Origin of the sequence: Tepidibacter mesophilus (assembly GCF_002724055.1) — a bacterium.
Taxonomy (GTDB): Bacteria; Bacillota; Clostridia; order Peptostreptococcales; family Peptostreptococcaceae; genus Tepidibacter_A; species Tepidibacter_A mesophilus.
On sequence record NZ_BDQY01000001.1, the window covers coordinates 1 to 24,875 of the forward strand.

A 24,875-nucleotide genomic window follows, 5' to 3' on the forward strand; every position below is an offset into this window, starting at 1 on the left:
TGAAACATTTATGCAACACCACCTGTTATGTTTTTGTGTAGGAACTTAATTATAACAAGGTTTTGCATAAATGTTTTTTTGTTTTATTTTAATGGAAAATTATTGAAGTGTTTTTGCACTTTCATAGTTATTATATAATATTTTACATATGTTGTATTGATACAAATTATAAAAAGTATATTATTTTTATGTTATAATCAATTCTAACTCTAAATATATTTTTATAAATAACTTTAATACAAAACAAGAATGATTTACACATTCTCTTTCACATAATAACAGATAGTCATTTTTGAAATGTATAATTCATTCTTGTTAATATATCTTAAGCAAATTCATTATTTTATATTGTTTGGTAAAATAAACCATCATCTATGCAATAGAAATATAATTTACCATGACCTTGTTTACGAAATCTAAATTCCATATTCCATTCAGGATATTGCTTTACAATGAGAGCTCTATCTCCTCTAACATAAGCTATAAAGGAAATGTAATGTTCCTTTTTCATTTCATGTTTAGAAGTTACATATAATTCATCTTCTACAGGCTCTACTTCAAGTATATGTTTATTATCTGCTTTTTTCACTTCTAATGGTTCTATCTTTTTTGAGCAACATAATATAGTTGCATCTCCTGTAGCTGTCATTAGATTATTACATTGTGGACATACATAAAACTTTAATTTATTCATGTTCCCTCCTACTAATTCATTTAAATTTATTTCGCCTGATAAAATCCCATCAACACTTACCTCTAGTATCTGTGCTAACTCTGGAAGTAAAGAAATATCAGGACACCCTTGTCCTCGTTCCCATTTGCTTATTGCTTTATCACTTATGTTCATAGCATCTGCAATTTGTTTTTGTGTCATATTTTTTTCTTTTCTCAATTGATATATTAATTTACCAATTTTATTACAGTCCATTGTTATCACCTCTTATATTAATTTAACCTACTTAGCAATTTTATTCAATAAACGAATCGTAGAGGAGGAATTTGCATATTAATTCGGACATATGAATGGTATTATATTTGTACAAGTACGAACTCTTATGATATTTATTATCAAAAAACATTATTAATATTATATTTTCAAAAATATGTTTCAATTTATATTAAAAAAAGCTTTTCTTCTACTTTCATGAGTAAGAAAAGCTTTTTTTAATATTATATTAGTAATATTTGTATTTCATCTTATGTAAATCTTTTTTATAAACTTAGATGGAATAGTGTATGGCTCTACATCTTTAGCAACTAGTTTGTAAGATAACCTTTTTTTTAATATTATTGCTAAATCACATTAATTAAGAACTAAATTTTTTTATAATACTTTGATATTTTAGAATTAATCTATCTAAAGATTGACTTAATTTAATAACTTCCTCATCTAGTAAGTTTTCATTTTTTTCTATTATTAAATTATTTAATCCTTCTCTAGTTTTTTCAATTTCTCTATAGAAATTTTCATGATAATATACTCGAGATTTCCTTTTTTTAAACTCATATAAAACCATGATTATCCCCCCTCTGTTCATAAGTTAATAAGCTTTTAATTTAATAGTCTGTATCCATAAACCAAATCCCAAACAACCCCTTATAGCATGTACTATTTTCTTATTGATTTAAATGCTTCTGTTTGTAATTTTATACCTTTTTCAGCTGCAAATCTTTCGATACTAGAAGCTCCAAAGAAGCCATCAATTCCTTCCGTTTTTTCTATTACGTATGCAGCATCTTCTGGCTCTGCAATGGGTCCCCCATGGCAGATTACCATAATATCAGGGTTAACTTCTCTTCCTGCCTTAATAATATCTCCAATTCTTTCTACACAATCATCTAGTGTAAGTGCTGTTTGTGCACCAATTTCACCTTTTGTAGTAAGTCCCATGTGTGCAACTAATATATCAGCACCTGCTGCTGCCATTGCTCTTGCTTGATTCGGATTAAATACATAAGGAGTTGTAAGCATATCTAGCTCATGTGCCTTTTTTATCATTTCAACTTCTAAATCATATCCCATACCCGTTTCTTCTAAATTCTGTCTGAATACGCCATCAATCAAACCTACAGTAGGAAAATTTTGAACTCCTGTAAAACCTTGTTCTTTTAATTGCTTAAGAAAAACTTCCATTACTCTGAATGGATCAGTCCCACAAACACCCGCAAGTACTGGAGTATTTTTTACAACCGGAAGTACTTCTGACCCCATTTCAACTACAATTTGATTAGCATCTCCATAAGATAGTAAACCTGCAAGAGAACCTCTTCCTGCCATTCTGTATCTACCTGAATTGTAAACTATAAGCATATCTGCTCCACCAGCTTCACTGAATTTAGCTGTAATACCTGTACCAGCTCCTACACCTAATAATGTTTGTCCATCTTTGACCTGCTCTTTAAACTTTAGCATAATTTCGCTTCTTGTCATTGTATTCATAAAAAACGCCTCCAGTAATTTGAATTTATTAATTTACTATTTTTCCATCATATCTATTAATTTCTTGGCTGCAGCTTCTGCAAATTCCACATCATTAATAACGCAATCCATTTCTACTACTTCTACAATATTTTTGTTTACACCGTTTCTTAATGTGTCAAATAGTACTTTATCTTCTTCAGGACCATAGAAAGGTTGTCCCTTTACATCTATACTAGATACTCCTTTTAGTGGTATAAATAAAGCTATATTTTCTTTAGCTAGATTTAATTTTTCAACCAATTTTTTGCCAATTGCTTCATTTTCCTCTTTATTCGTTCTCATAAGGGTCACGGTAGGATTATGTTTATATAAATTACGTCCCATAAACTTCTTAGGTACTGTTTCATATGATCCAAAATTACACATATCAAGAGCACCTACTGATACAACTTGTGGTATATATTTTTTACTTGCAGACTCTAAGCGATTAGGTCCTGCATTCAAAACACCGCCGATAATTTCATCTGCCCATTCTGTAGTAGTAAGATCCAGTACACCTTCAATAAAGCCTCCCTCAATAAGAGCTTCCATTGAACGCCCACCTATACCTGTTGCATGAAATACAAGAACCTCATAACCTCTTTTTTCAAGATATTCTCTTGCTGCTGTTATACATGGCGTTGTTACACCAAACATAGTTGCCGCAACTAATGGTTTTTTCGCTACAATCTTCGTATTTTCAAACTTAAGCATACCTGCAATTGCAAATACGGCATTTGCAAAAATCTTTGTTGAAATTGAGTTAAGACCTGCAACATCCACAACAGAAGGTATCATAATAATATCACTTGTGCCTACATATGGTTCAGTATTTCCTGAAGCAACTGTTGAAACCATGACCTTTGGCATACCTATAGGTAATGCTCTCATAGCTGGAGTTACCAGTGAAGTTCCTCCAGAACCTCCAAAGGAGATGATTGCATCAAATTTGCCCTCATTGTATAATTTAGGTACTAATTTTTCCATACCTTTTGATAATAACTCTGTTGCTAATGCCCTGTCTTTTTTAGAAGCTAGAATTTTTATGTCTATGCCTGCAGCCTCTGCTACTTCACTGTTTGATATATCTGGTTCAAATGTTGGCTTAAATACTCCTGTGTGAATTGTAAAAGTACCTAAACCTAAACTTTCAATCAATTCTTTTACGTATGAATATTCAGTGCCTTTCGTATCAAATGTTCCTGCAATAGCGATTGTCTTCATTTGTTAAACCTCCTCTATAACTTTACTTTTACCTAATATTTATACTATTAGATAAAAAATCAGAAAACGTTTTCATGAAAAAAGTATGATTAACTTTATAATTAATCATACTTTTTTTGCATCTCAATGTAAACGTTACTATGTACTATGTTTTTGTGTTTATGTTATATTTTTAGTTTTATATTTTTTGGGAGAACATCCTTTATACTTTTTAAACATCTTGCTAAAATGTGCATAATCCTTATAACCAACTAATCCTGCTAAATCTGATAACTGTATATTTTCTTTATTTATAATTTCTACTGCTTTATTTATACGGAATTTGACTAAGTACTGTGAAAAACTACAACCTACTTCTTTTTTAAATAGACTACTTAAATATCCTCTAGATACATGAGCTACCTTAGCTAAATCTAAAAAAGAAATATCATTCATATAATTTCGAGAAACGTATTCCTTCACAAACTCAACATAGTTATAGTGTTTTGTAACCCCATCTAACATCTTAAGCATTAAATCATCTTCATTAAGTTGTTCGGAGATTTTAAAAGCTTTTGTTATATTAATAATAGATTTTTCTGATGGAATTCGTTCAAATGCTGATCCCCCTATATATCCCATTAAATCTTTGTTATTACTGTACATGTACTGAACATCAATTGGTGTTTTTACAGGACCACCATATATTAGTTTAAGCACGTCTGGTTTTAACTCATTACACTTATTAAATATCTTTCTCATTTTAACCTTTGCAACTTCTAATGAAAATACTTTTTTTGCTCCTAGTAACCCTCCTCCTGTTAAACCTAAATGTACACAAATCACATCAGCCCCAGCATTAATCATTTGCTCTGCTTGTATTTCATTAAATACAAATGCAACTGTAAACATATCTTTTTTATGAGCTATTCTTATTGCTTCTACTTCAATTAAATAATTACATCCATCTTCTTCGAGAGCTTCTCTAAATTGACTATCTATAAGTCCAACTGTAGGATAGTTATTAATACCTGAAAAACCCATATTCTTTATTTCATCTATATAACTTTTCATATTTTTTGTAGGGTCAGTTGCATTGAGTCCAAAAATAATTGGCATATCTTCTACCAAAGGTATAACTTCTTTTGAAGCAAAATCCATTACCATATCATTACTATTGCAAAATGGTAAAAAACCCGCTAATGAGCTTCTCCCCATTTGTCTAAATCTACCTGAATTTAACACTAAAATAAAATCAGCTTCTCCCTTTTTAGCACATTTTGCTGTCATCCCTGTACCTGTTGCTACTCCAATAATATGATTTCCCTTTTTTATTTGTGCATTGATATTATTTAATAACTTTTCTCTATCCATACTTTCTATACCTCTTATCTTGTTAATAATTTATTATTCCCCACAAATTCAAAACTGTAGCTAAAAACAATTGTAGAAACAGTTTTATTACCTTTTACTACCATTTTATCACATCTTATTTTTAAGTTCATTTACTTACTGCAAGATTTTGCTATTAATTCATAGTCACCCAATTATTGTCTACAATTAGAATCTATTTACGTTTTATTTAATCTGTTAGAGTGCTTGGAGTAGCCCTTTATTAATTTTTTTACCAATTTTCATAATGTATTATATCTCGAAGTTTCTTGCGAGGACGTTCTTTTGGTGCCTCGTCTGCATAGCCAATTGGAATAATACCTACTACATATTTGTCTGATGGTATATTTAATATTGGCCTGATTTCTTCTTGTGTAAACCACGCAACCCAGCAAGTACCTAAGCCTAAATGATCAGCTTCAAGCACTATATGCTCTATTGCAATCGATGTATCTCTAATTATAAGCTTAAGCTCTGGTTGAGGACTGTTCTCATCCAACAACACGTCTACATCATCATTTATTCTTGTGCGTATATCTGCAACACATACTATATGAACTGGAGCCATTCTCATCCATTTTTGATTATGAGATGCTTCTGCTAGTTTTTGTCTAGTTAATTCTGATTTAACTACAATAAAGTGCCATGGTTGAGTGTTACTGCCAGATGGAGCAAGTCTTGCGCTTTCAAGTAGTTGAAAAATTTTTTCATCATCTATCGGCTTATCCATATATTTTCTTATACTTCTACGCATTTCAATTTCTTTAATCATAGCATTTAACCTCCAATAGTTTTCTAAATTTATTTTAAAATTTAATTTCATAAATTCTATTTAGTCGCTTTAATTCTTCTTTAAATTTTTCTCGAATCCACAAAGGTTCCAAAATTTCTAAACTATTAAAAAATCTAAAAGCAAGAGAAACATAAAAATCAACATTAGTTGTCTTTACACCAATTATATAACTGTCACCATCTTCTTTAATCTCACCATACTTAAAAAACACATAATCTTTTATATTAGGATATATATTCTTTTTTACTCTTAACTTTATAAGTATGCTATCTGTGGTTTCGTAAGCATTTTTAAAACAGCAACTACTATAGTAATTTTTCATATTGAAATTCTCGGATGAATCAAATACTTCATCTAATACAGAAATATTACTTATACTTTCAATATTTAAATGAATCTTTGAATTACTCAACTCTGAAAATGCAACGATGTACCATATACCGTCTTCAAACACAATCCCATAAGGTCTTATTATCTGTTCTTCTAAATTTTTAGATATATTTTCATTACAACTCACCTTTAATTTAAAGTTATGCTTAAGTGCTTGTTTTACAATATCAAAAACATAAGAATTTTCAATATCAATATCATTAGATTTTATATCAAAAACTATTTTCTTTTGTACGTCATCAAAATCTTTTTTAAAACATTCATCTACAATGTTTTCGATTTTCAAAAAAGCAGAATTAGCAGAAGCACCATAGCCTGGAATATTAATTATATCAGCAATCTTTTTAGCTAGAAGTAACGCAAATACTTCATCTTTATTAAACATTATTGGTGGTATAAAATAATCATCTAATATTTCATAACCACCTTCGCTACCTGGATAAGATATCACAGGTACATTAATTTCACTTAGAGCCTGCATATCTCTATAGATAGTTCTAACATCAACCTCAAAAACCTCTGATAGCTCTTTTGCAGTCATCTTTTTCTTGTTCTTTAAAGCTAAAATTATAGCCATTAATCGTTCTATTTTTTGCATACTAAATCACCACTTATAAAAATGTACTTTTGATTTATTATATCTATTTGATATTGCTTTTACTATTTCATCAGAAACTTCCCTTTCCTCATATTTTCTTATACTTTTTCTTTCCAAAACTACTTGTATAGCGTCCATAATATGGCCTCCTCATATTTCTTTTCAGTAATAAGTAATTAGTAATCTTTTGCAATCTTTACTAATTTTATATTAATAATAACATAATAATACTGACATAAACCTGTCAGTATTATTATTAATATATTTCTTATTAAGTTCCCTTTGCAATAAATTATTTTTCCATTGAATTTGAATTTTTGAAATCTTAAATGAATGCAAATAGAATATACTTGACTTTACTATTAGTGATGATTTCTTTTGAAATAGTAGCGAAGCTAAAGTTTTTTACAAGTTCAGATTTATTTTTTAAAGTACCATCTGTATTTATATTTTTTGCCCAATGTGGATTAATGGTATTCGGTATATGCCCATTTTTTGAATATAAGAGTTAATAATCCCCAGTGTATCGTTGGTATTCTCTAGAATCTAAAAGGATGATATTCAAATCTTGAATTGCATATAAATCAGAAAATTCAATTTCTTTATGATTTAAATGTTTCTTAAGCCAATTTCAATCAACAAAATTCTTCATTTTCTATTTTTATATAATTTTATGACAAATTAATGCAGTTATGTTATAATTTTAATACAAATATTTTACATATTTATTCAATCGTTCCATTATATTTATGCATACACGCATACATTTACTAATGAATAGGGTGATTTTATGAGTAATCAAGGAAATAAAAAACTTAATGCAAGAATAACTGCTGAGCTTGGACTCTTAATAGCGTTGCAAGTTATATTAACAAGATTTATGTCTATTCATACACCAATAGTTCGGATAGGTTTTGGTTTTTTACCATTAGCCATAACTTCAATATTGTATGGACCTTGGGTAGGAGGAGTTACAGCTGCTATAGCAGACCTTATTGGATTTGCTTTATTCCCAATGGGAACTTATTTTCCTGGTTTTACATTAACTGCATTTCTTACAGGGTTTACTTATGGTATTTTATTTCACAACAAGCCCAAGTCACATAAGAGACTACTCCTATCAGTTTTAATAGTATGTATTCTACTTAACTTAGGTCTAGATACTTTATGGCTATCAATCCTTATAAGTAAAGGATATATAGCATTACTTCCTACTCGCATAATTAAAACTCTAATTATGATACCTGTTCAATTTATTTTAATAAGTCTTGTATGGGATAAATTCTTACTTAAAATAAACCGTCTTATAGGAGCAAGATAAAAAGCTGATTTAGATGGAGTAATACTCCATCTAAATTGTAATTAAGTTAATCCTTGAATTTTTTTATTTCTACTTTATTTTTTCCAACACTCACTATATTTTTAAATATGAACAACACTTGATTTGTGTTATAAGAAATTTAGTCCTCTTCGCTAGTAATCATCTATATATACTTATTTTTTATTATTTATAATTATACTCCCTACATATGCTATACATGATATTCTTTGATATGATACTCCACTTTACAAAATGCTATCAGGAACCGTTAGCTTAAAGGGATATTACCGGCTAGTACTCGAAATCTCTAAAATACTATATATTGTTTTCTACTGTACAAGCTATAAATTTTCCAAACTCTTTAAAACCCAGTTTTTTATAGCAATTAATTGCTGAAAAATTATTTACTTTTACGTTTAGTCCAATAAACTTTATTTTATTTTTAAGACTTTTTAATAATGAATACACTACTTTTTCACCATATCCCCTTTTTCTATAATCAGGGTGAGTTGTTATATGTGCTACAGTAGCAACTTGATATTCTTCAGAATAAGCATGTATACCTGCAAAACTTATTAACTTTTTATTATCATATATCCCAAAATTTTCATCTAACTTAACTAAATTATCATCTAGCCATGCCTCTGGGTAACTTTCCATAATTAGTTCTTTTATATCATTTAGATCATTAAAACCTAACCTTACAGCTTCATTTTCATATTTTTCATCTCGATTCTTATAATCACATAAACCCATATTCATGTATTCTTCTAATTCAAAAATATTATTTTGTGAAAATACACTTTCTAAAGTTGCTCTATTAATATGAGTATAAAATTGTGCTGGTAAAAAATTTTTTATTCTTTTAACTAACTCTGTATTATATTTTTCATTTTCAAAGCTAGCAGCAAGTAAGACAGGTATTTCATAGTTGATAATTAATATAGCGATTTGTTTAAGTTCTAAATTATCAAATAATCCATAACAAACAACATTGTCCCATTCCTTAATTGATAAATAATTTAATTGATATATGTAATTATATTTTGCTTTGTTTTCTAAAAACTTATAAACTACACTAGTATTATGAATAATTCTTACTTCCATATTATAATACAACCTTTCTATATATTATTTTTTGTGTTATTCCTAGAATACTTTATAGTATACGTGAATTATCCCAAGAACATATTTCTACATGTACTTACTCAAATCCTATGTCTTATAACTTTTTTGTTTACAAAGTATTACTAATTATGTAATATTTTGTATGAATTTTATTGATACCCAAAAACAAACAATTTTTAACATACCTATATTTTAATACATGTTAAAAAGAAGGCTACCCGTAAGTCCCTTCTTTTCATAAATAAGCTATGAAATTTTTGTACTCATATCTAGTTTCTCTCTTTGTCATGATAAAGCCCTACCTCAATGTCCCCTTAAAGTACAATGAGAAGAATAAGTCTATATTTATTCTTCTCATTTAATAAAATTATTTTAACCCACTAGATAATTGAGTAGCTTTTTGCTTGGCTTCTTGAACTTTATTTGTTGGAGCATCTTCTGTTTTATACCAACCTTTTTGTTTCATAGCATCAAAAACTCTATATTGAATATTTTGTGAGGTTTTGAAATTATTTACTAATGTATCTCTAAGGTTGGGACAAGAACTTTCTGTTATTCCAGTACTATATGCCGATATAACTTGTTTTTCAGTAGCTAATATATCATCCATTAATTCTTGTTCAGTTAAATTTCCAACATTTCCACCTGTTAGGTTTTGCATAATTATACCTCCTATAATTTATGTTAATGAATTCATAGTAGTTTGTTCAAATACTATTCATGCGATTCTAAATAGTTTTTTAGTGATATAAAGTTTTGTTTATGAGTATTCGCTGCTTCTGTGCATAAAGATTTTAATTGAGGGTCTGTGCAGTATTGAGAATATAAATTACATTTTTTATTCATCAAAGACTCATAATTCAATTGATCATTTATTACTTTTAAGTTTTTATCTTCTAATTGTGGTTTTCCACCCATATTCATATTCATAAATTCTTTACCTCCTATAATGTTCTAGTAGCTTGGCTACAAAATATATTATCTCCTCTTAGTAAAAAATATATACGTATTAAACTATATATTTACTAACTGCAAAATTATAAATTATTTCGTGTTAATTTATTCAATATCCATATTATTTTGCTCAATTAAGTGTAAAAATATAGTGCATCTACTTTTGCTAATTTGTTATAATTTTACTAAATATGTACATATTACAAAGATGAACAACACTAGCTATTAGCATTTTATTAGTGTAAATAATAATATTACAAATGTATAGTACACTTGTAATATTATTTCAGAAACTTTATCCACAAATTTCTTAGGGTAAAATCAAAATTTTTACATAAAATAAATTAGATTATATATAAAGGAGATGCTTGTATGTCTGGTAAAAACAAACAATTCAATAAACAAGATAAAAAAATTGCAGAAAGAATAGAAAATATGAATCTAGAAACTTCAAATGAACTAGGTTTAAATGAATATAAAACAGATATTGGATACAGAAAACAGAACAATAAGCAAGGCCCAAAGGCAAGAATAGATCAATAAAAAGATAGGAGCGAAAGCTCCTGTTTTTTATGAAGCATTATATGATTTAACTTATGGCATAAATTAATTTTATTAGATTCTATAAAAATTATATGGGTATGAGTATAATATACTATTTAATGGAAGGAGATGATCATATTTGTGCAAATATGATTTAGCCACTTTTGCAGGAGGATGCTTTTGGTGTATGGTAAAGCCGTTTCACGAATATAAAGGTGTACTAGAGGTTTCATCAGGATATACAGGAGGTCATCAACAAAATCCAACTTATACACAAGTATGTAGTGACATTACAGGCCACTATGAAGCAGTACAAATAAAATTCAATCCCAATATCATAAGCTATGATTCATTACTATCTATATTTTGGTCACAAATAGACCCTACAGATTCTACTGGTCAATTTGGTGATAGAGGTAACTCTTATAAAACTGCTATCTTTTATCATAATCAAAAGCAAAAAGAAGAAGCTATAAAATCCAAAGATTCACTTCAAAAAAATGGTGTTTTTGATAATCCTATAGTTACTGAAATATTACCATCTAAAACTTTTTATCTAGCAGAAGAATATCATCAAAATTATTATAAGAAAAATCCTACCCAATATGAAATTTATAAAACAAGGTCAGGAAGGGAAAATTTTATAAAAACCCATTGGAATGAAAGAAAAGATAATGAACTACTTAAATCTAAATTAACCCCCCTTCAATATGAAGTAACTCAAAATAAAGGTACAGAGCCTGCTTTTAATAATGAATATTGGGATACTAAGAAACAAGGCCTATATGTAGATATAGTGTCCGGTAAGCCTTTATTTAGTTCAAACGATAAATTTGATTCTGGATGTGGTTGGCCTTCTTTTACAAAACCCATAGATAGAAAATTTATAAAAGAAAAAGCTGATTTTAGCTATAATATGCATAGAATAGAAGTTATAAGTACTAAATCTGACGCTCATCTAGGCCATGTATTTAATGATGGTCCAGTAGATAAGGGTGGTCTTAGATACTGTATAAACTCGGCTTCTTTAAGATTTATTCCAAAAGATAAGCTAGAAGAAGAAGGGTATCAAGACTATAAATACATTTTTGATTAACATAACTTTTATTAATACACATACTAAAATAGTCACTTTGTATAAAAATACTCAATAATTTTAAAAATAATAATAAATAAAATTCAATACAATTAAAACAACAGCATGAATCGAATTAAATATCGAAATCATGCTGCTTGCACACACTCAAATGCCCAGTTTTATTTTTGCTCAATTTTGAAGTTCCCTAGGTCTACTAACTATATTTAATCTTTCCACGTCCAAAATTAAATGATAAAATGAAACCGACTATAACAATACCTGCTGCTACTGTTGTTGCACTTGAAAATCCTGAAGCTACTGCAACTTCATTTGTTACATTTCCTGTCTCTAAAATTTTAAGTTGAACCACTGACATTATTCCCATAAATAATGATGCTCCTATTGCAGCAGAAACTTGCTGTAGTGTATTTACTATTGCTACTCCATGAGGATAATACTCCTTAGGCAATTGATTTAAAGAATGTGTTTGAGATGGTGACATGGTAAATCCAACCCCTACACATATACACATATAAGTTATGATTACCGTTACTAATGATGTTTCACTATTAAACTGAACTAAAACTAATAAAAATACACCTGTTATTCCTAATCCAACAGGTACTAACCACTTTACACCAAATTTATCGTATATTTTTCCACCTATAGGTGTTGCAATTCCATTACAAAGTACAGCTGGCAATAATGCAAGAGCTGCTGTAAAACTTGTTGTTCGTAGTGCCCCTTCTAAATACATTGGCAACATTACATTCATAGTAAAGATAGTCATCATTGATATCATTACTAACAATATACCTATTACAAATTTTGGATATTTAAATGGTGATAAGTTTAACATAGGTTCAACTAAATTAAATTGACGTTTTACAAAAATTATTATGCAAACTATCCCTATAATAAAGCTTAATAAAGTTACAATAATACTCCCTCCAGCAATACTACTTATTCCATATATTACAGCTCCAAGTCCTATAGTTGAAAGTATAACTGATAAATAATCTATTTTTGGTTTTGTAATCTCTACTACATCAACTAACACCATTTTTCCTACAAGCATAGTTACTGCTATAACTGGAATTAAAGCTATAAATAATGCATGCCAGCTAAAATATCGCAATATAATCCCTGAAGCCGTTGGTCCAAAGGCAGGCCCAAGTGAAACTGCACATACACAGGCCGCCATTGCTAAACCTATTCTTTCTTTTGGAGCTACTAGTAATACTGTATTCATCATAATTGGTATCATCATGCCTGTACCAGAAGCTTGTATCATTCTTGAAATCATTAACATAACAAAAGATGCTGAACATGCGGCACATACTGTTCCTAATAATAACAATCCTAATGCACTTAAAAATAAGTTCTTGGTTTTAAATGTTTGAATAAGAAATGCTGTAACAGGTACCATAATCGATGTTACTATCATATATGCTGTGACTAACCACTGAACCGTACCAGCAGTAACATCCATTTCTTTCATAATACCTGATAATGCTACATTTAATACAGTTTCATTAAATGTAGCTATAAATGCACTAAATACTAGTACTGATATGATTGCCGTTGAATCTATTTTCTTTGTAATTTCCAATTTATTTTCCTCCATTGTTTCCTTGATTTTTTAGTTAAATCTACACACTAAATTTTTAAAAAACAGCTAACTATTTTTTCATAAACTAAAATAACCCTCGACAATCAAATTTTTGATTGCCGTGGATTTCATTCTGTATGATAAATCTTAAGTCAATAAATTATTAAAGTTCCATAAAACACAATATCTATTTTATTCTTTTATCTTGCTGGCTTAGTTGCTGTAATAAAATTCTTATATTTTTCTATGCTTTGTTTGTAATCATCTGATTTCTTTAATTCTATGCTTGTAGCAATCGTCTTTCCAATATCCTCAGCATGAATTAATTTCCCAGATAAGGTATCATGTGCATGTTTCAATTGTTCTTGTGGAAATTCAAATCTTACTTTACCATCAACAATTTTAACATCCCCTTCAATACCACACATACAGCAAATAGCATGTGTAGATTCCCTGTCTAAAAAGAAATTTCTACTATGGCAGTGTGTACAAACACCTTCTTCTCCTTTATAAGAAGCATTAGTTATATCTTGTGCAGCTTTAGCAAGATTCCAACCTATTTCATGAATTCTTGCAACTTTATCCTTATCTACAATAATCCCTGTAGACCAAGGAAAAACTTCATTATCTATAACTTTCCACATAGGAGTTAATGCTTGTATTGCTGAATCACATTGGAATCTTGTAACCCAATCTGAACCTCCAATACCTATATAAGAAATTACCTTATCTTTTAATATTCTTGGGTCTGGAGTTTTACCTCCTGTTTCTTTTGCGATTTTATTAGCAGTAACATTATTACCTCTATCCATTCTTGGTCCAAAACGATCTCTAATTGCAAGGAACATACTTGGAGCGCCTTTGCAAAAAATCGGATTTGCAAAGATTATTCCATCTGCATCCAGCATCTTATCTAATAACCAATCAAAATCATCTTTTAATACACACATATTTCCTTTCCCTGTCATAAGTGAATTTACACATGCTGTACACCCAATACAATGTTTTATATCTAAATCTAATAGATTAATAAATTCAACCTCTGCTCCCATCTCCTTTGCAGCTATAAGAGCCTCTTTACACATAGAATCGTTATTCCCATATTTTCGTCCACCTGAAATGCCTAAAATTTTCATATTTTATATCCTCCGATTATTTATTTTCGTGCAAAGTATTCACACAGTTTTTTTATTCATTAGTATTTTAACATGTTAAAGTTATATAAAATATATATTCATATATTATATTAACTACAGTTTTATATTCTTTTTTACTTTAAAGATATTTTTTTTATTATTCTTGATAAAATTTTGCAGTTAAAAAATTAAAATTTTGCAGTTTTAATTTTTTTCTTGTTTTCTGTTATGTTATAATCTTTATTGATAGTGTTATAATTTAGTACTCTATTATATTCTAAAATTATATTTTTACTATGGAGGTACTCTATGGATATAAATCAAGAACTTGTAAACTTTAAAACTTCTTCTTCAATGAATTTTTCTGTACTTTCCATTGAAAATTTAGAAAGATACTGGCATCAAAGTATAGAGCTAATATATGTATTATCGGGTAGTGTTCACGTTCAATGCCGTAATATGCAGTATAATTTACACGAAGATGATATTATTCTTATAAATATGTTTGATGTACATGCCTTATCTAGTAATCAATGTGAAGTATTATCCTTAAAAGTTGATATTTCTTCGCTTGATTCCGAAATTTCTCGTTTCTCTCAAAAGCGATTTGATTGCAATTCATCTATAGAAACAGATAAAACTAAATTTCTACCCTTAAAGCGGCTTCTTGCTTCAATTGTAAAATCTAACCTAAATCCAGAAGATAATATTGAACTTTTGAATAAATCATATATTTATAAATTATTGTACACATTGACCACTAATTTCAAAGTAGAAGATACTAATAATTTCAATGACTTAAATAAGAATTCAGAGAGAATAAAAAATATATTGAATTATATAAACGAAAATTATAGACAAAAAATATCATTAACTGATTTAGCAGATGCATTTTATCTATCTGCCCCATATATTTCAAAAATTTTCAAAGAATTTATAGGTATTAGTTTTAGTGAATATTTAACGGAAGTTAGGCTTTCTTATGCAACAAAAGATTTAGCTGTGCCTAATTTAAAAATTGAATATATTGCTGAAAAAAATGGTTTTTCAAATACACGCTCATTTGTTTCTGTATTTAAAAATAAATATGAATGTCTTCCAAGTAAATATCGAAAAAAAATGGATACATATAATTCTGAGAGTCAAAATAGCATGACGGAGAGTATAAATTATTTTGCTTTGCGTCATCATACTTCCTTTAATCGTTTAGTAGATTATCTTAAACAGGATGTTATTATTTCAGAGGAAAACAAATCTCATACTACAATTTATGAAATAAGTCCAATTAATACATCAATAAAAGGAATGCCGCTTCGACATACATTTAAAACACTTACTTGTATTGGAAAGGCAAAACATCTATTAATTTGTGAAAATCAACATATGCTTCTTGAATTACAAAAAGATATTGGATTCGAGTATATTCGTTTTCATGGATTACTTGATGATGAAATGATGTTTTATTCTGAAAATGAAAATGGAGACCCGGAATTATGTTTTACTTATATTGATTTAGTAATAGATTTTCTTCTTTCAATTAATTTAAAACCTTTTATGGAACTTTCTTTTATGCCTAAAAAACTAGCAAGTAATCCTGAGCGTACAATGTTTTTTATTGATTCAGTTATTAGTTTGCCAAAAAGCATGCAAAAGTGGACTTATATTATCCAGCAGCTAATTAAACATTTTATTTCTCGATACGGTAAAAAAGAAGTTGAATCTTGGCCATTTTTCTTATGGAATGAACCTGATTTAATAAAAATGTTTGGATTTAAAAATAGAAATGATTTTTTTGATTTTTATAAAGAAACGTATAAAACTATAAAAAATATTAGCCCCTATATTTGCTTTGGTAGTTCTCCAGTTTTTTCTGATACAATAGCGGGGTCAAATAACTGGCTAGATACATTTATAGATTTCTGTAAACTAAATGATTGTTTCCCTGATTTTATAAATATGCATTTTTATCCCATGGATTTATCAGGGCAGGATGTTACCACTATTTCAAGAAAAGTTCATGGTGAAATGCAAAAGTATCTAGTATATATGGAATCTGAAAATGCCCTAAAAGAAAACATTCGATGTATAAGAAAAAGAATGAAGGAAAATCATTGGGAAACTGACAAGCTATATTTAATTGGTTGGAATTCTTCAATATCTCATAATGAATTATTAAACGACACTGTATACAAAGCAGCATATATCGCTAAAAACATATTAGAAAATTACGATACCATTGAAAGTTTTGGTTATTGGCAAATATCAGATTTCACTGAAGAAGTAAAGATAAAAAATCAATTATATCAAGGAGGTAAAGGTTTTTTTACTTACAATGGAATAAAAAAATCCCACTATTATGTTTTCCAAATGCTTAATAAGCTCGGTGACAGACTTCTTGAAAAAGGAGATGGATTCTTTATAACTACAGATGGAGATTCAATTCAAATAATCTTATATAATTATCAGCATTATTCAAAACTTTATGCATCAGGTGAAGTATTTGATATGACTTTTGAGAATAGGTATACACCATTTCCAAAGTCCCATACTTTAAAAGTAATTCTTCCACTTACAAATCTTTTGGAAGATAGTTATCAGTTAACAGAAACTATTGTGAATAAAAACTATGGAAGTTCTTTTGATAAATGGCTTGAACTAGGTGGTCTGCCTTTAGAAAATAAAAATGATATTGAGTATTTAAAATCTGTATCTCTTCCACTAATTCAAAAAAAAATACTAGATATAGAAAACAACTCCTTAACAATAACTACTGAATTACAGCCACATGAAGTACGCTTGATAGAAATCAAACCTCTTTATGCTGATTTTCTTAATATCTAAAAATACTTATAATTTTGTATTTTATAGCTGTAGTTGAGAAATTTAATATATGAAATTGAAGTATTTAATAAATCAGCTATAATAATTAAATGCCGATTATCTTCTTAATACAAAAGCCCCTTAAATTCAAGGGGCTTTTGTATTATACTGCGTCTACTTTTTCTATCATAAACTTATTTATAACATGTGCAACACCATCTTCTTCATTTGATAAAGTTATATAATCTGCAATTTCTTTAACTTCATCAAATCCGTTTTCCATGGCAACTCCAAGTCCTGCATATTCAATCATCGCAAGATCATTTTCGGCATCTCCAACACAAATTACTTTATCTGAATTAATACCAAGCTCATTTGCAACTGCATTAATCCCTACTCCTTTATTTACAGACTTGTGTAAAAACTCTAAAAAGAAAGGAGCACTCTTTACAATAGTATATTTATCTTTAATATTTTGAGGTATTTTAGGAATAATCTTATCTATTAATTCAGGTTCATCAATCATCATAACCTTAACTATAGTTTCATCTTTATCAACAGACTCAACTGGTAATTCATAAACATCTATTCCATTCATACTACCCTCTAAATCTGTATACTTATTGCTGTTTGGCGTAATTACACTAGATTCTGTTAATGCATGTATGTTAACACCAAGTTCTTTGCTCAGTTCATAAAGTTCTTTGTAATCATCTAAGCTTAAAGTTATCTTAGAAATAATCTTTCCACTTTTAGTAGTTTGAACTAACGCTCCATTAAATGCTACAACATAATCCTCATCAGAAATAAGGTCTAACTCTTTAAGAAATTTCTTAACACCAAGAAGTGGTCTTCCAGTTGCTAGAACAACCTTCTTTCCCTGATTCTTTGCCTGTTGAATAGCTTCATAATTAGCCTCTGATACTTTCATTTCTTTATTAAGTAAGGTACCATCCATATCTAATCCAATTAATTTATACATAACTTTTTCCTCCTATTGTTTATTGTAGTATTATATATACTAAAATAATATTATAATATATTTTTTATACTTTGAAAAACCCTTTAAGATATAAACTTAAAGAGTTCAATTCATTATTTGGGCATAACTACTATATTTATTAAATCTCTCTTTGTGCATTTACATAAAATCATTCCTTATATGTTATATATAATCTATTAATTAGTCATTTAGTTCTTATACCTTTCAAATTGTTTTTTATAATATCTAAAATTAACTTTTGCCATGATTTTCTTAAGTATAGATATGGTATATCATATACTCTTTTAAACTATTTATCCTTATAATTAAAAAACTCCCTCAAATAGTTATTAACTATTGGACGGGAGTTTTAGTCACATGATTCCATCTATTTTTATTGATATCTAACAATATCAACCTCTTCAAGTACAACAAAGATTACTTTGTTTACACTCTATCACTATAACGGGTGTAAGGATTCCCAAAACAGTCTACTACCAAAAAGAATTACTTTTATTAATTACTTTCTTGTTAATTTAATAACAACATCTTTATATTGAGGATATTTCTTTAAAAGGTATTCTCTTTTAAATAGTTCAAAGTCTTCAAATTCAAATCCAGGGGAAACCATACATCCAACAAGAGCATATCCAGGATCATTCATTGCAGAGCCAAATATATAATTTTTACGAACTAGAACTTGAGGCTTTTCTCCATTTTCAATATCTAGTCCAAGCTTTTCTTGTGTAAGTTCACCTTCAGGAGAAATCATATATATTGTTAATGGAGAACCTGATTGGTAATACCACATTTCATCAGATTTAAGTCTATGAAAATTTGAAACTTCTCCATCTCTTAATAAAAAGTAAATACTTGACCATAGTTTTCTATTGCCTTTAAAGTTAACATCTAAGTTATTATATGTAATAGTTTGTTCAGAAACAAACATTTCTTTGTAAAATCCACCTTCAGGATGAGAACTCATATTTAGTTTTTCAATAAAATAATCTGCTGTATACATTTCTAAAGCCCCTTTTAACCTTCACTTTCGTGATTATTTTTTGCTTTGATAAAAAGATTCAGATAGCTTACTTATTCATTAGTCGTTTTCATTCAACCATTTAATAAGCACTTCTATGTATTTGTCATTCTCTTCTACGAACGGCATATGGCGACTAAATTCAAATAATTCCCATTTTGAATTAGGAATCTTGTCATTCATTGTTTTTGCAACAAGTGGCGAGCAAAGATCAAGCAAACCACTGATAATTAAACTAGGTTCTTGAATATATTCAATCTCTTTCATAAAATCAAAGTTTTTTAATGTACCAGATGGGCTGAACTCATTCTGACCCCAGGCAGTTACATAGGCCTCTGTTCCAGCAACCTTTGGTCGTCTTAAGCACTCTGGGGAATCTGATCCTACTGGTCCTGCACAATGGCGAAGCATGAATTCTGCTTCTGCCTGCTGATACTCTTTTAACGAATAATCTCCATTTTCTTCTGCTTTTGCAATAGCAGCTTGCATTTCCTTAGGAAGATATGCAACTCTTCTACGCTGTTCTTTTTCCCATAATTCAGCTGATGGTAGAGTACTGGATAAAATATAACTCTTTATTCCTTGCGGTTTATATTCACAAGCATATTGGATTGCCTGCATTCCTCCCCATGATTGTCCTAATAAGTGAATCTCATCTAAGCCTAAGTGTTTACGTAACTGGATTAATTCTTCAATCCAAGTCTTAGCACACCACAAGTCAGGACGAGAAGGTGTTGAAGACAATCCGCATCCCAATTGGTCATACATAATAACTGCACGTCCATCTTCCGCAACTTTGTCAAGTACTTCAAAATAATTATGTGTAGAACCCGGTCCACCATGTAGTAAAACCAACGGCTTCTTATTTCCTGTACATTCACCCACTATACGATAGTAAGTTTTATATTCTAGATATGGCATATACCCTTCAGTAATTTTCATAATCAATCTCCTTATGTTTATTTTTTAGTTATTAAATACTAATAGGATAATATTATTACCTAAAAATGTCAACATGAAGATTAAATTTTATAATTTCCTATTTTTTATAGAACTTTATAGTTTTTTTGTTATTCTAGTATTTAGCATACATTCCTTTATAAAAGTTATAATCTGTTAGCATATAAAAATAACCTCACTTAAGGTATTCTTCCTAGTATACTTGTCTTATATATTATCTAAATTTAAATTAGTATATCCTTCACAATTTTGTACTACTACAACTTACTTCTTGGCGATATTATAACATAATGTACCCTTTTTACAATTCTTCTTAAAATACCATGTAGATTTATTTTGATAAGTATTTTTTTCTTAACTTATACTATTATTAATTTTGAATATATCTAATTATCCCCTTTGCCAAGTTGCTCTTCATACAATTTACTGTTGCGTAGCCTCATTTTCTCAGCCAGTTATTCAAAGATTAAATTTAGAAGAGAAGAGCATTGAAATATTCAATTAGACAAGACTCTGTTTTTATAAGTATAATTATGAATAACCTAAACTTAGGACCGGAAGGGAGTAAATATTAATGTGTGATATTGCTATTTCAACATCTGCATTCTGTTTGTGGGATATTGGACCTGAACGCAAACTGAATATTTGCAAGGAGTTAGGATTTAATCGTATTGTTATTGCGTTTAGCACATTGAAAATGCTTCGCCAGTTTGCTTCATCACCTAAGCTATGTGAAAAATTGACACAGTTTAATCATGTGATGATTCATGCACCTTGGTGTGGAATCAATTACAAAAATAACAAAGCAACGAAAGATGTATTTGCTCATCTAGATATGATTGTTCAAAAAGTGAAAATTGATGCAGTCATTTTTCACTTTGATTGTATTAAGGATTGGTCGCAATTTAGAGATTGCTCGTTTCCTTATTATATAAAAAATCCTAATCATGCATCGTGGCAGACTTTTGATGAGGCATTGCATCAGCATGGTTTTGATAGTGTATTAGATATTAATCGATCAATCCGTTTTGAAGATTATATTGATAAATACTTGAATCATCATGGAGAACAGATAAAAGCCATCCATGTGAGTGGTTTTATTGATGAACTGGGGCGCACCCCCATTGTTGAGAGTGGGCAAATGGAACTGCTGAATAAAGTGAAACAAGTCAATGCCCCTATTATTATTGAAGGGCTATTTTCGCCAGGCGATTTTGAAGGTATACGAGAAGAAATTAAAGTCATTCAAGATAGTGTATATGGGTAATGCTTGTTTTTTCTAGGAAACAGGCAATTTTGGCACAACTTAAATGTCTTATAAATAATCCTGCTTACCCCCATTACAGTGAACCGCATCATAAATGATACGAACAGAAATTTTTGAAAAAAAGAAATTAAATAAGAATGTTAATTAAAATGGTACCTATAGATAAGACATACTAAAAAAGTGTTTGTTCTATAGGTACTTTAAATTGTCAACAATTTTTACACTTTTTGTTGGATATCAATAAACCTATATTCTACAGGACTAAGACAATCTAAGGACCCGTGGATTCTGTGATTGTTATACCAATTACATAATCAAATAATTCACATTTTGTCTAACCTCCAGTATCAAACTATTTATAGAATCCTTAATAGTATTTTCTCATCTACTAAAAATATTCATGTTAAAAAAACACTTTAAATTATTAATTAGAGTATTTAATAGAGAATCTACTATACTTCATAAAACATGGATAATAAGCAAATATATTATACTCAAGTTTTTAAATCCCTTTATTATAATTTTAAATTCATTGTTTAATTTACTCGTTTTACAATTGGATGACTCTCTTTAAATTGAACTAAATCCCATAGATTACCATACAAATCTTTAAATACTGCAACTATACCGTATGATTGCTCTTTAGGTTCTCTTACAAACTCTATCCCTTTTAAAATCATTTCGTTATAATCTCTCCAAAAATCATCAGTTCCTAGAAATAGAAAAACTCTGCCACCAGCTTGATTACCTATAAATGCCTCTTGTTCAGTTTTCGATGCTCTTGCAAGTAATATTGTAGTCCCAGTAGAACTAGGTGGCGATACAACTACCCAACGTTTGTCTTGTTCAGGTTGATATGTATCTTCAATTAGTGTAAAATGAAGTTTTTTCGTATAAAATTCTATAGCTTCATCATAATCTTTAACAACTAGAGCTATATGGACAATTGATTGTACCATTTTCTTACCTCCTAAACATTTCTATATTATAAATAATAGCAGTGTTATTGTCTACTGTCCCTTATATATGGAAATTGCTCCATCCGTTCCAATATGTAAATAAGAAGGAATACAGTCTACTGTTCCAAACCATTTACCGCTAACTCCAATTATTGGTCTCCATTCGCTGTATAAACCATAGTTCTTGAAATCCAAATACAAATCAGATTTTGCCTCGGATACCTTCATATTAGCAATCTTACAATTGTCTGATCGTGAAAAGCAGTTATTACCATCAAAAGTTTTAGACATTGCTATTGAGGTAACTGCTTTTACAGAAGCATTTGTAAAGTCGGTAACCGTTGAAACTTTTCGGATTATTTCCATACCATCAAGTTCAACCACCAAATCCACTTGTTTTTTAGATACTTTCTCGCTATAGAATTTTATATGATGAGTAGAACCTTGCTCTAAAGCAATATTGTCCCCCCAGCGCCAATCATCCCCTTGACGCATATATACAGTCCATTTATTGTAGTTAGGGTGATTTGAATCTTCAATGAATTGAAAGCCACCTTCAACGTTTCCCACATCATTTTTCCAATCAAAACCAAAATATACATAGGGACAGTCTCCTTTTTCTGCTATTGTAACCATAGGTAGCGTAATTTCTGCTTGTATACCATCAAAACCTTTAAACTCAAGCTGTTTACGTGAGAATATACCCGTAGAACCTCCATTGATATTAAATGGCGTGAATTCTATCGAATTGTCATATGAGGTGTTTTTGGTTACTGAAATAATCCTAGTTTTATTGTCCCAATCAACTGCATATCCGTAAGCCTTCATAACCTCCCTAAGAGGAAGATAAGCGCGTCCATTTTTTACTACTGCAGCTGTATCTATAGAAATAGGTATTTGATTTTTGAAAATCTCCTTCTTACCCATAGGAATTTCCACTTTAATTTCACCTTTGCGTGATATTACAGTCTGTATCTGTTGATTCCAGTCCACTTGACAACCTATTGAACTCAAACAAATTCGTAAAGGTACCATAGTACGGCCTGTATCGCTTACGTAAGGAAACCCAGTTGATTCATCAAACATAATCACTTTGCCATCTACTATGATGGTAAGTGGTTTTTCCGAGGCCTTGCCCACTGTACCCATAGCAACAATAATTATACTGATCAAGGTAATTAGAACTATTTTTTTCAAAATATGAATCCTCCTTCTTTGTAAGTATCTTTATGTATTCTTAAACTTGATTTTCTTAGTCTAATTATATACGAAAATACTATTTTTTAGTATAATTATCTATTATTACTTGGTAATGCATCTGAATCTATGCCTATATAAAAAAGACAACCTCATTTTAATAAGAGTTCCCTGATTATTTCAAATCATCTATTCTTCTAAAGTATATTTTGAATCAATAGAGTCTCTACAAGCCAAATCGTATCATTTGCATGATAGAATTTCATTCCATCTATTGATGGTTCAATGTAATTTAACCCATACTTATACAAAAATTACTGATTTTAAAGAGATAACCTATATTTATATAATTCTATACTGTTACTTAAAATCAATATTGTAATTGATATATAAATATACTATAATTCTATACACTTATAGTAATATGAAATTTAAATATCGAGGTGAATGCAATGAATAATTTAAAATTAATTAATACTGATAAAACTCTTTTTAATGGCAAAGCATACAAGTATCTAAAAGGAAGTATTTTAGTAATGTATGTTCTATTTATGTTAGTCTATATGTTTAGGGCGAATTTATATAAATTAGATAATCATTACACTACCTTGTTTGCCTGGACAGCACCAAATCTTATACCAAGTTTCCTTTTTACATTGATAGGTATTTTTTACGTAGTTCCTATATTATTTAAAACTACAAATGTAATTAGCAATTCTAAGTTTATATGGTTAATTAATGTGCTTAATATAAGTATTTTTGCACTTATAGAATATCTTCATGTAATATTTAATTTAGGACTATGGGATAACAAGGATATGATTGCTTCTTTAATTGGTATTATAGTTGCTACAATTGTTTACTTTAAATTTAGAAAGTCTTTTATTAATTAAATATAAATAGGAATTTGCTCTTATATACTAACAGTTTTGACTCTTTACCATATAATATCAATAAGGTTTTTCTTTTCATACAAAACACTCAAATCATAAAATAGATATCAATACAAGCTGAATAAAGACTTGTCTTTTATAAAAACACT

The 24,875-nt window shown here is 29.2% G+C and carries 24 protein-coding genes and 1 pseudogene; 6 read left to right on the forward strand and 19 right to left on the reverse strand.

The features are described 5' to 3' along the window. Positions 1-343 precede the first annotated feature (343 nt). The 8 genes from Tmeso_RS00005 to Tmeso_RS16895 form a co-directional block, all read right to left on the reverse strand. Positions 344-928, reverse strand: a complete 585-nt coding sequence (locus tag Tmeso_RS00005; protein ID WP_099187130.1) for a helix-turn-helix domain-containing protein — start codon at positions 926-928, stop codon at positions 344-346. Between the two features lie 379 nt (positions 929-1,307). Then, positions 1,308-1,517 (reverse strand): aspartyl-phosphate phosphatase Spo0E family protein, encoded by a 210-nt coding sequence (locus Tmeso_RS00010; RefSeq protein ID WP_099187131.1) that lies wholly within the window; start codon positions 1,515-1,517, stop codon positions 1,308-1,310. A 92-nt stretch (positions 1,518-1,609) separates the two neighbouring features. Continuing rightward, positions 1,610-2,440 carry a phosphoenolpyruvate hydrolase family protein gene (locus tag Tmeso_RS00015; protein ID WP_099187132.1) on the reverse strand — a complete coding sequence of 277 codons (831 nt, stop codon included), beginning with the start codon at positions 2,438-2,440 and terminating at the stop codon, positions 1,610-1,612. Between the two features lie 36 nt (positions 2,441-2,476). Beyond that, positions 2,477-3,685: a Tm-1-like ATP-binding domain-containing protein gene (locus Tmeso_RS00020; RefSeq protein ID WP_099187133.1), complete on the reverse strand. Its 1,209-nt coding sequence runs from the start codon at positions 3,683-3,685 to the stop codon at positions 2,477-2,479. Positions 3,686-3,844: 159 nt separating this feature from the next. After that, entirely contained in the window at positions 3,845-5,038 is a 1,194-nt protein-coding gene (locus Tmeso_RS00025; RefSeq protein WP_099187134.1) for a phosphoenolpyruvate hydrolase family protein, read from the reverse strand. Between the two features lie 250 nt (positions 5,039-5,288). After that, positions 5,289-5,828, reverse strand: a complete 540-nt coding sequence (locus Tmeso_RS00030; RefSeq protein WP_099187135.1) for a nitroreductase family protein — start codon at positions 5,826-5,828, stop codon at positions 5,289-5,291. Between the two features lie 34 nt (positions 5,829-5,862). Then, positions 5,863-6,837, reverse strand: coding sequence for a helix-turn-helix transcriptional regulator (locus tag Tmeso_RS00035; protein WP_099187136.1), 975 nt, complete (start codon positions 6,835-6,837; stop codon positions 5,863-5,865). Between the two features lie 6 nt (positions 6,838-6,843). Continuing rightward, entirely contained in the window at positions 6,844-6,975 is a 132-nt protein-coding gene (locus Tmeso_RS16895) for a hypothetical protein (protein ID WP_278281307.1), read from the reverse strand. 652 nt (positions 6,976-7,627) lie between these two features. Here Tmeso_RS16895 and Tmeso_RS00040 point away from each other — a divergent pair. Further along, on the forward strand, positions 7,628-8,158 hold the full coding sequence (locus Tmeso_RS00040) for a folate family ECF transporter S component (RefSeq protein ID WP_099187137.1): 531 nt from the start codon (positions 7,628-7,630) through the stop codon (positions 8,156-8,158). A 315-nt stretch (positions 8,159-8,473) separates the two neighbouring features. Here the strand turns inward: Tmeso_RS00040 and Tmeso_RS00045 are convergent, their stop codons facing one another. The 3 genes from Tmeso_RS00045 to Tmeso_RS00055 form a co-directional block, all read right to left on the reverse strand. Then, entirely contained in the window at positions 8,474-9,265 is a 792-nt protein-coding gene (locus Tmeso_RS00045; RefSeq protein ID WP_099187138.1) for a GNAT family N-acetyltransferase, read from the reverse strand. Between the two features lie 388 nt (positions 9,266-9,653). After that, positions 9,654-9,947, reverse strand: a complete 294-nt coding sequence (locus Tmeso_RS00050) for a spore coat protein (RefSeq protein WP_099187139.1) — start codon at positions 9,945-9,947, stop codon at positions 9,654-9,656. Between the two features lie 53 nt (positions 9,948-10,000). Further along, positions 10,001-10,216, reverse strand: a complete 216-nt coding sequence (locus Tmeso_RS00055) for a hypothetical protein (RefSeq protein WP_330400269.1) — start codon at positions 10,214-10,216, stop codon at positions 10,001-10,003. Between the two features lie 396 nt (positions 10,217-10,612). On the opposite strand from Tmeso_RS00055, the gene Tmeso_RS16260 reads away from it, so the two are divergent. Together Tmeso_RS16260 and msrB are read left to right on the forward strand one after the other, a co-directional pair. After that, positions 10,613-10,783 (forward strand): hypothetical protein, encoded by a 171-nt coding sequence (locus Tmeso_RS16260; RefSeq protein WP_187296162.1) that lies wholly within the window; start codon positions 10,613-10,615, stop codon positions 10,781-10,783. A gap of 139 nt (positions 10,784-10,922) precedes the next feature. Further along, positions 10,923-11,879 (forward strand): peptide-methionine (R)-S-oxide reductase MsrB, encoded by a 957-nt coding sequence (gene msrB / locus Tmeso_RS00060; RefSeq protein ID WP_278281308.1) that lies wholly within the window; start codon positions 10,923-10,925, stop codon positions 11,877-11,879. A gap of 196 nt (positions 11,880-12,075) precedes the next feature. On the opposite strand, the gene Tmeso_RS00065 is transcribed toward msrB, so the two are convergent. Then, on the reverse strand, positions 12,076-13,473 hold the full coding sequence (locus Tmeso_RS00065; RefSeq protein ID WP_242967768.1) for a DHA2 family efflux MFS transporter permease subunit: 1,398 nt from the start codon (positions 13,471-13,473) through the stop codon (positions 12,076-12,078). A gap of 200 nt (positions 13,474-13,673) precedes the next feature. Then, entirely contained in the window at positions 13,674-14,609 is a 936-nt protein-coding gene (locus tag Tmeso_RS00070) for a flavodoxin family protein (RefSeq protein WP_099187141.1), read from the reverse strand. A gap of 309 nt (positions 14,610-14,918) precedes the next feature. Between Tmeso_RS00070 and Tmeso_RS00075 the strand changes: the two genes are divergently transcribed. After that, on the forward strand, positions 14,919-17,450 hold the full coding sequence (locus Tmeso_RS00075; protein ID WP_099187142.1) for a GH39 family glycosyl hydrolase: 2,532 nt from the start codon (positions 14,919-14,921) through the stop codon (positions 17,448-17,450). A 142-nt stretch (positions 17,451-17,592) separates the two neighbouring features. On the opposite strand, the gene yidA is transcribed toward Tmeso_RS00075, so the two are convergent. The 3 genes from yidA to pepI form a co-directional block, all read right to left on the reverse strand. Then, positions 17,593-18,411, reverse strand: coding sequence for a sugar-phosphatase (gene yidA, locus Tmeso_RS00080; protein ID WP_099187143.1), 819 nt, complete (start codon positions 18,409-18,411; stop codon positions 17,593-17,595). Positions 18,412-18,931: 520 nt separating this feature from the next. After that, positions 18,932-19,432, reverse strand: a complete 501-nt coding sequence (locus tag Tmeso_RS00085) for a cupin domain-containing protein (protein ID WP_099187144.1) — start codon at positions 19,430-19,432, stop codon at positions 18,932-18,934. A 78-nt stretch (positions 19,433-19,510) separates the two neighbouring features. Next, complete coding sequence (pepI, locus tag Tmeso_RS00090) at positions 19,511-20,392, reverse strand: proline iminopeptidase (RefSeq protein ID WP_099187145.1); 882 nt, start codon at positions 20,390-20,392, stop codon at positions 19,511-19,513. A 592-nt stretch (positions 20,393-20,984) separates the two neighbouring features. On the opposite strand from pepI, the gene Tmeso_RS00095 reads away from it, so the two are divergent. Beyond that, the gene (locus tag Tmeso_RS00095) at positions 20,985-21,677 is read left to right on the forward strand and encodes a hypothetical protein (protein ID WP_099187146.1); all 693 of its coding nucleotides are present in this window, start codon (positions 20,985-20,987) and stop codon (positions 21,675-21,677) included. Between the two features lie 218 nt (positions 21,678-21,895). On the opposite strand, the pseudogene Tmeso_RS16180 reads toward Tmeso_RS00095, so the two are convergent. The 3 genes and pseudogenes from Tmeso_RS16180 to Tmeso_RS00105 form a co-directional block, all read right to left on the reverse strand. Beyond that, positions 21,896-22,002 (reverse strand): annotated as a pseudogene (locus Tmeso_RS16180) (IS3 family transposase); the annotation flags it as partial. A 211-nt stretch (positions 22,003-22,213) separates the two neighbouring features. After that, complete coding sequence (locus Tmeso_RS00100; protein WP_099187147.1) at positions 22,214-22,636, reverse strand: VOC family protein; 423 nt, start codon at positions 22,634-22,636, stop codon at positions 22,214-22,216. A gap of 51 nt (positions 22,637-22,687) precedes the next feature. Then, positions 22,688-23,785, reverse strand: coding sequence for a stalk domain-containing protein (locus Tmeso_RS00105; protein WP_330400276.1), 1,098 nt, complete (start codon positions 23,783-23,785; stop codon positions 22,688-22,690). 500 nt (positions 23,786-24,285) lie between these two features. On the opposite strand from Tmeso_RS00105, the gene Tmeso_RS00110 reads away from it, so the two are divergent. Then, positions 24,286-24,726 carry a hypothetical protein gene (locus tag Tmeso_RS00110; RefSeq protein ID WP_242967771.1) on the forward strand — a complete coding sequence of 147 codons (441 nt, stop codon included), beginning with the start codon at positions 24,286-24,288 and terminating at the stop codon, positions 24,724-24,726. The last annotated feature ends 149 nt before the right edge of the window (positions 24,727-24,875 follow it).

What these genes read in the sequence shown, in the direction of transcription:
- pepI (WP_099187145.1), bottom strand. Translation starts at nt 20,392, where the DNA reads ATGAAAATTACTGAAGGGTATATGCCATATCTAGAATATAAAACTTAC.
- Tmeso_RS00105 (WP_330400276.1), bottom strand. Translation starts at nt 23,785, where the DNA reads ATGGGTACAGTGGGCAAGGCCTCGGAAAAACCACTTACCATCATAGTA.
- Tmeso_RS00110 (WP_242967771.1), top strand. Translation starts at nt 24,286, where the DNA reads ATGAATAATTTAAAATTAATTAATACTGATAAAACTCTTTTTAATGGC.
- Tmeso_RS00030 (WP_099187135.1), bottom strand. Translation starts at nt 5,828, where the DNA reads ATGATTAAAGAAATTGAAATGCGTAGAAGTATAAGAAAATATATGGAT.
- Tmeso_RS00005 (WP_099187130.1), bottom strand. Translation starts at nt 928, where the DNA reads ATGGACTGTAATAAAATTGGTAAATTAATATATCAATTGAGAAAAGAA.
- Tmeso_RS00035 (WP_099187136.1), bottom strand. Translation starts at nt 6,837, where the DNA reads ATGCAAAAAATAGAACGATTAATGGCTATAATTTTAGCTTTAAAGAAC.
- Tmeso_RS00095 (WP_099187146.1), top strand. Translation starts at nt 20,985, where the DNA reads ATGTGTGATATTGCTATTTCAACATCTGCATTCTGTTTGTGGGATATT.
- Tmeso_RS00100 (WP_099187147.1), bottom strand. Translation starts at nt 22,636, where the DNA reads ATGGTACAATCAATTGTCCATATAGCTCTAGTTGTTAAAGATTATGAT.
- Tmeso_RS00045 (WP_099187138.1), bottom strand. Translation starts at nt 9,265, where the DNA reads ATGGAAGTAAGAATTATTCATAATACTAGTGTAGTTTATAAGTTTTTA.
- Tmeso_RS16895 (WP_278281307.1), bottom strand. Translation starts at nt 6,975, where the DNA reads ATGGACGCTATACAAGTAGTTTTGGAAAGAAAAAGTATAAGAAAATAT.
- Tmeso_RS00040 (WP_099187137.1), top strand. Translation starts at nt 7,628, where the DNA reads ATGAGTAATCAAGGAAATAAAAAACTTAATGCAAGAATAACTGCTGAG.
- Tmeso_RS00020 (WP_099187133.1), bottom strand. Translation starts at nt 3,685, where the DNA reads ATGAAGACAATCGCTATTGCAGGAACATTTGATACGAAAGGCACTGAA.
- Tmeso_RS00085 (WP_099187144.1), bottom strand. Translation starts at nt 19,432, where the DNA reads ATGTATACAGCAGATTATTTTATTGAAAAACTAAATATGAGTTCTCAT.
- yidA (WP_099187143.1), bottom strand. Translation starts at nt 18,411, where the DNA reads ATGTATAAATTAATTGGATTAGATATGGATGGTACCTTACTTAATAAA.
- Tmeso_RS00050 (WP_099187139.1), bottom strand. Translation starts at nt 9,947, where the DNA reads ATGCAAAACCTAACAGGTGGAAATGTTGGAAATTTAACTGAACAAGAA.
- Tmeso_RS00070 (WP_099187141.1), bottom strand. Translation starts at nt 14,609, where the DNA reads ATGAAAATTTTAGGCATTTCAGGTGGACGAAAATATGGGAATAACGAT.
- Tmeso_RS00075 (WP_099187142.1), top strand. Translation starts at nt 14,919, where the DNA reads ATGGATATAAATCAAGAACTTGTAAACTTTAAAACTTCTTCTTCAATG.
- Tmeso_RS00055 (WP_330400269.1), bottom strand. Translation starts at nt 10,216, where the DNA reads ATGAATATGAATATGGGTGGAAAACCACAATTAGAAGATAAAAACTTA.
- Tmeso_RS00015 (WP_099187132.1), bottom strand. Translation starts at nt 2,440, where the DNA reads ATGAATACAATGACAAGAAGCGAAATTATGCTAAAGTTTAAAGAGCAG.
- Tmeso_RS16260 (WP_187296162.1), top strand. Translation starts at nt 10,613, where the DNA reads ATGTCTGGTAAAAACAAACAATTCAATAAACAAGATAAAAAAATTGCA.
- Tmeso_RS00010 (WP_099187131.1), bottom strand. Translation starts at nt 1,517, where the DNA reads ATGGTTTTATATGAGTTTAAAAAAAGGAAATCTCGAGTATATTATCAT.
- Tmeso_RS00025 (WP_099187134.1), bottom strand. Translation starts at nt 5,038, where the DNA reads ATGGATAGAGAAAAGTTATTAAATAATATCAATGCACAAATAAAAAAG.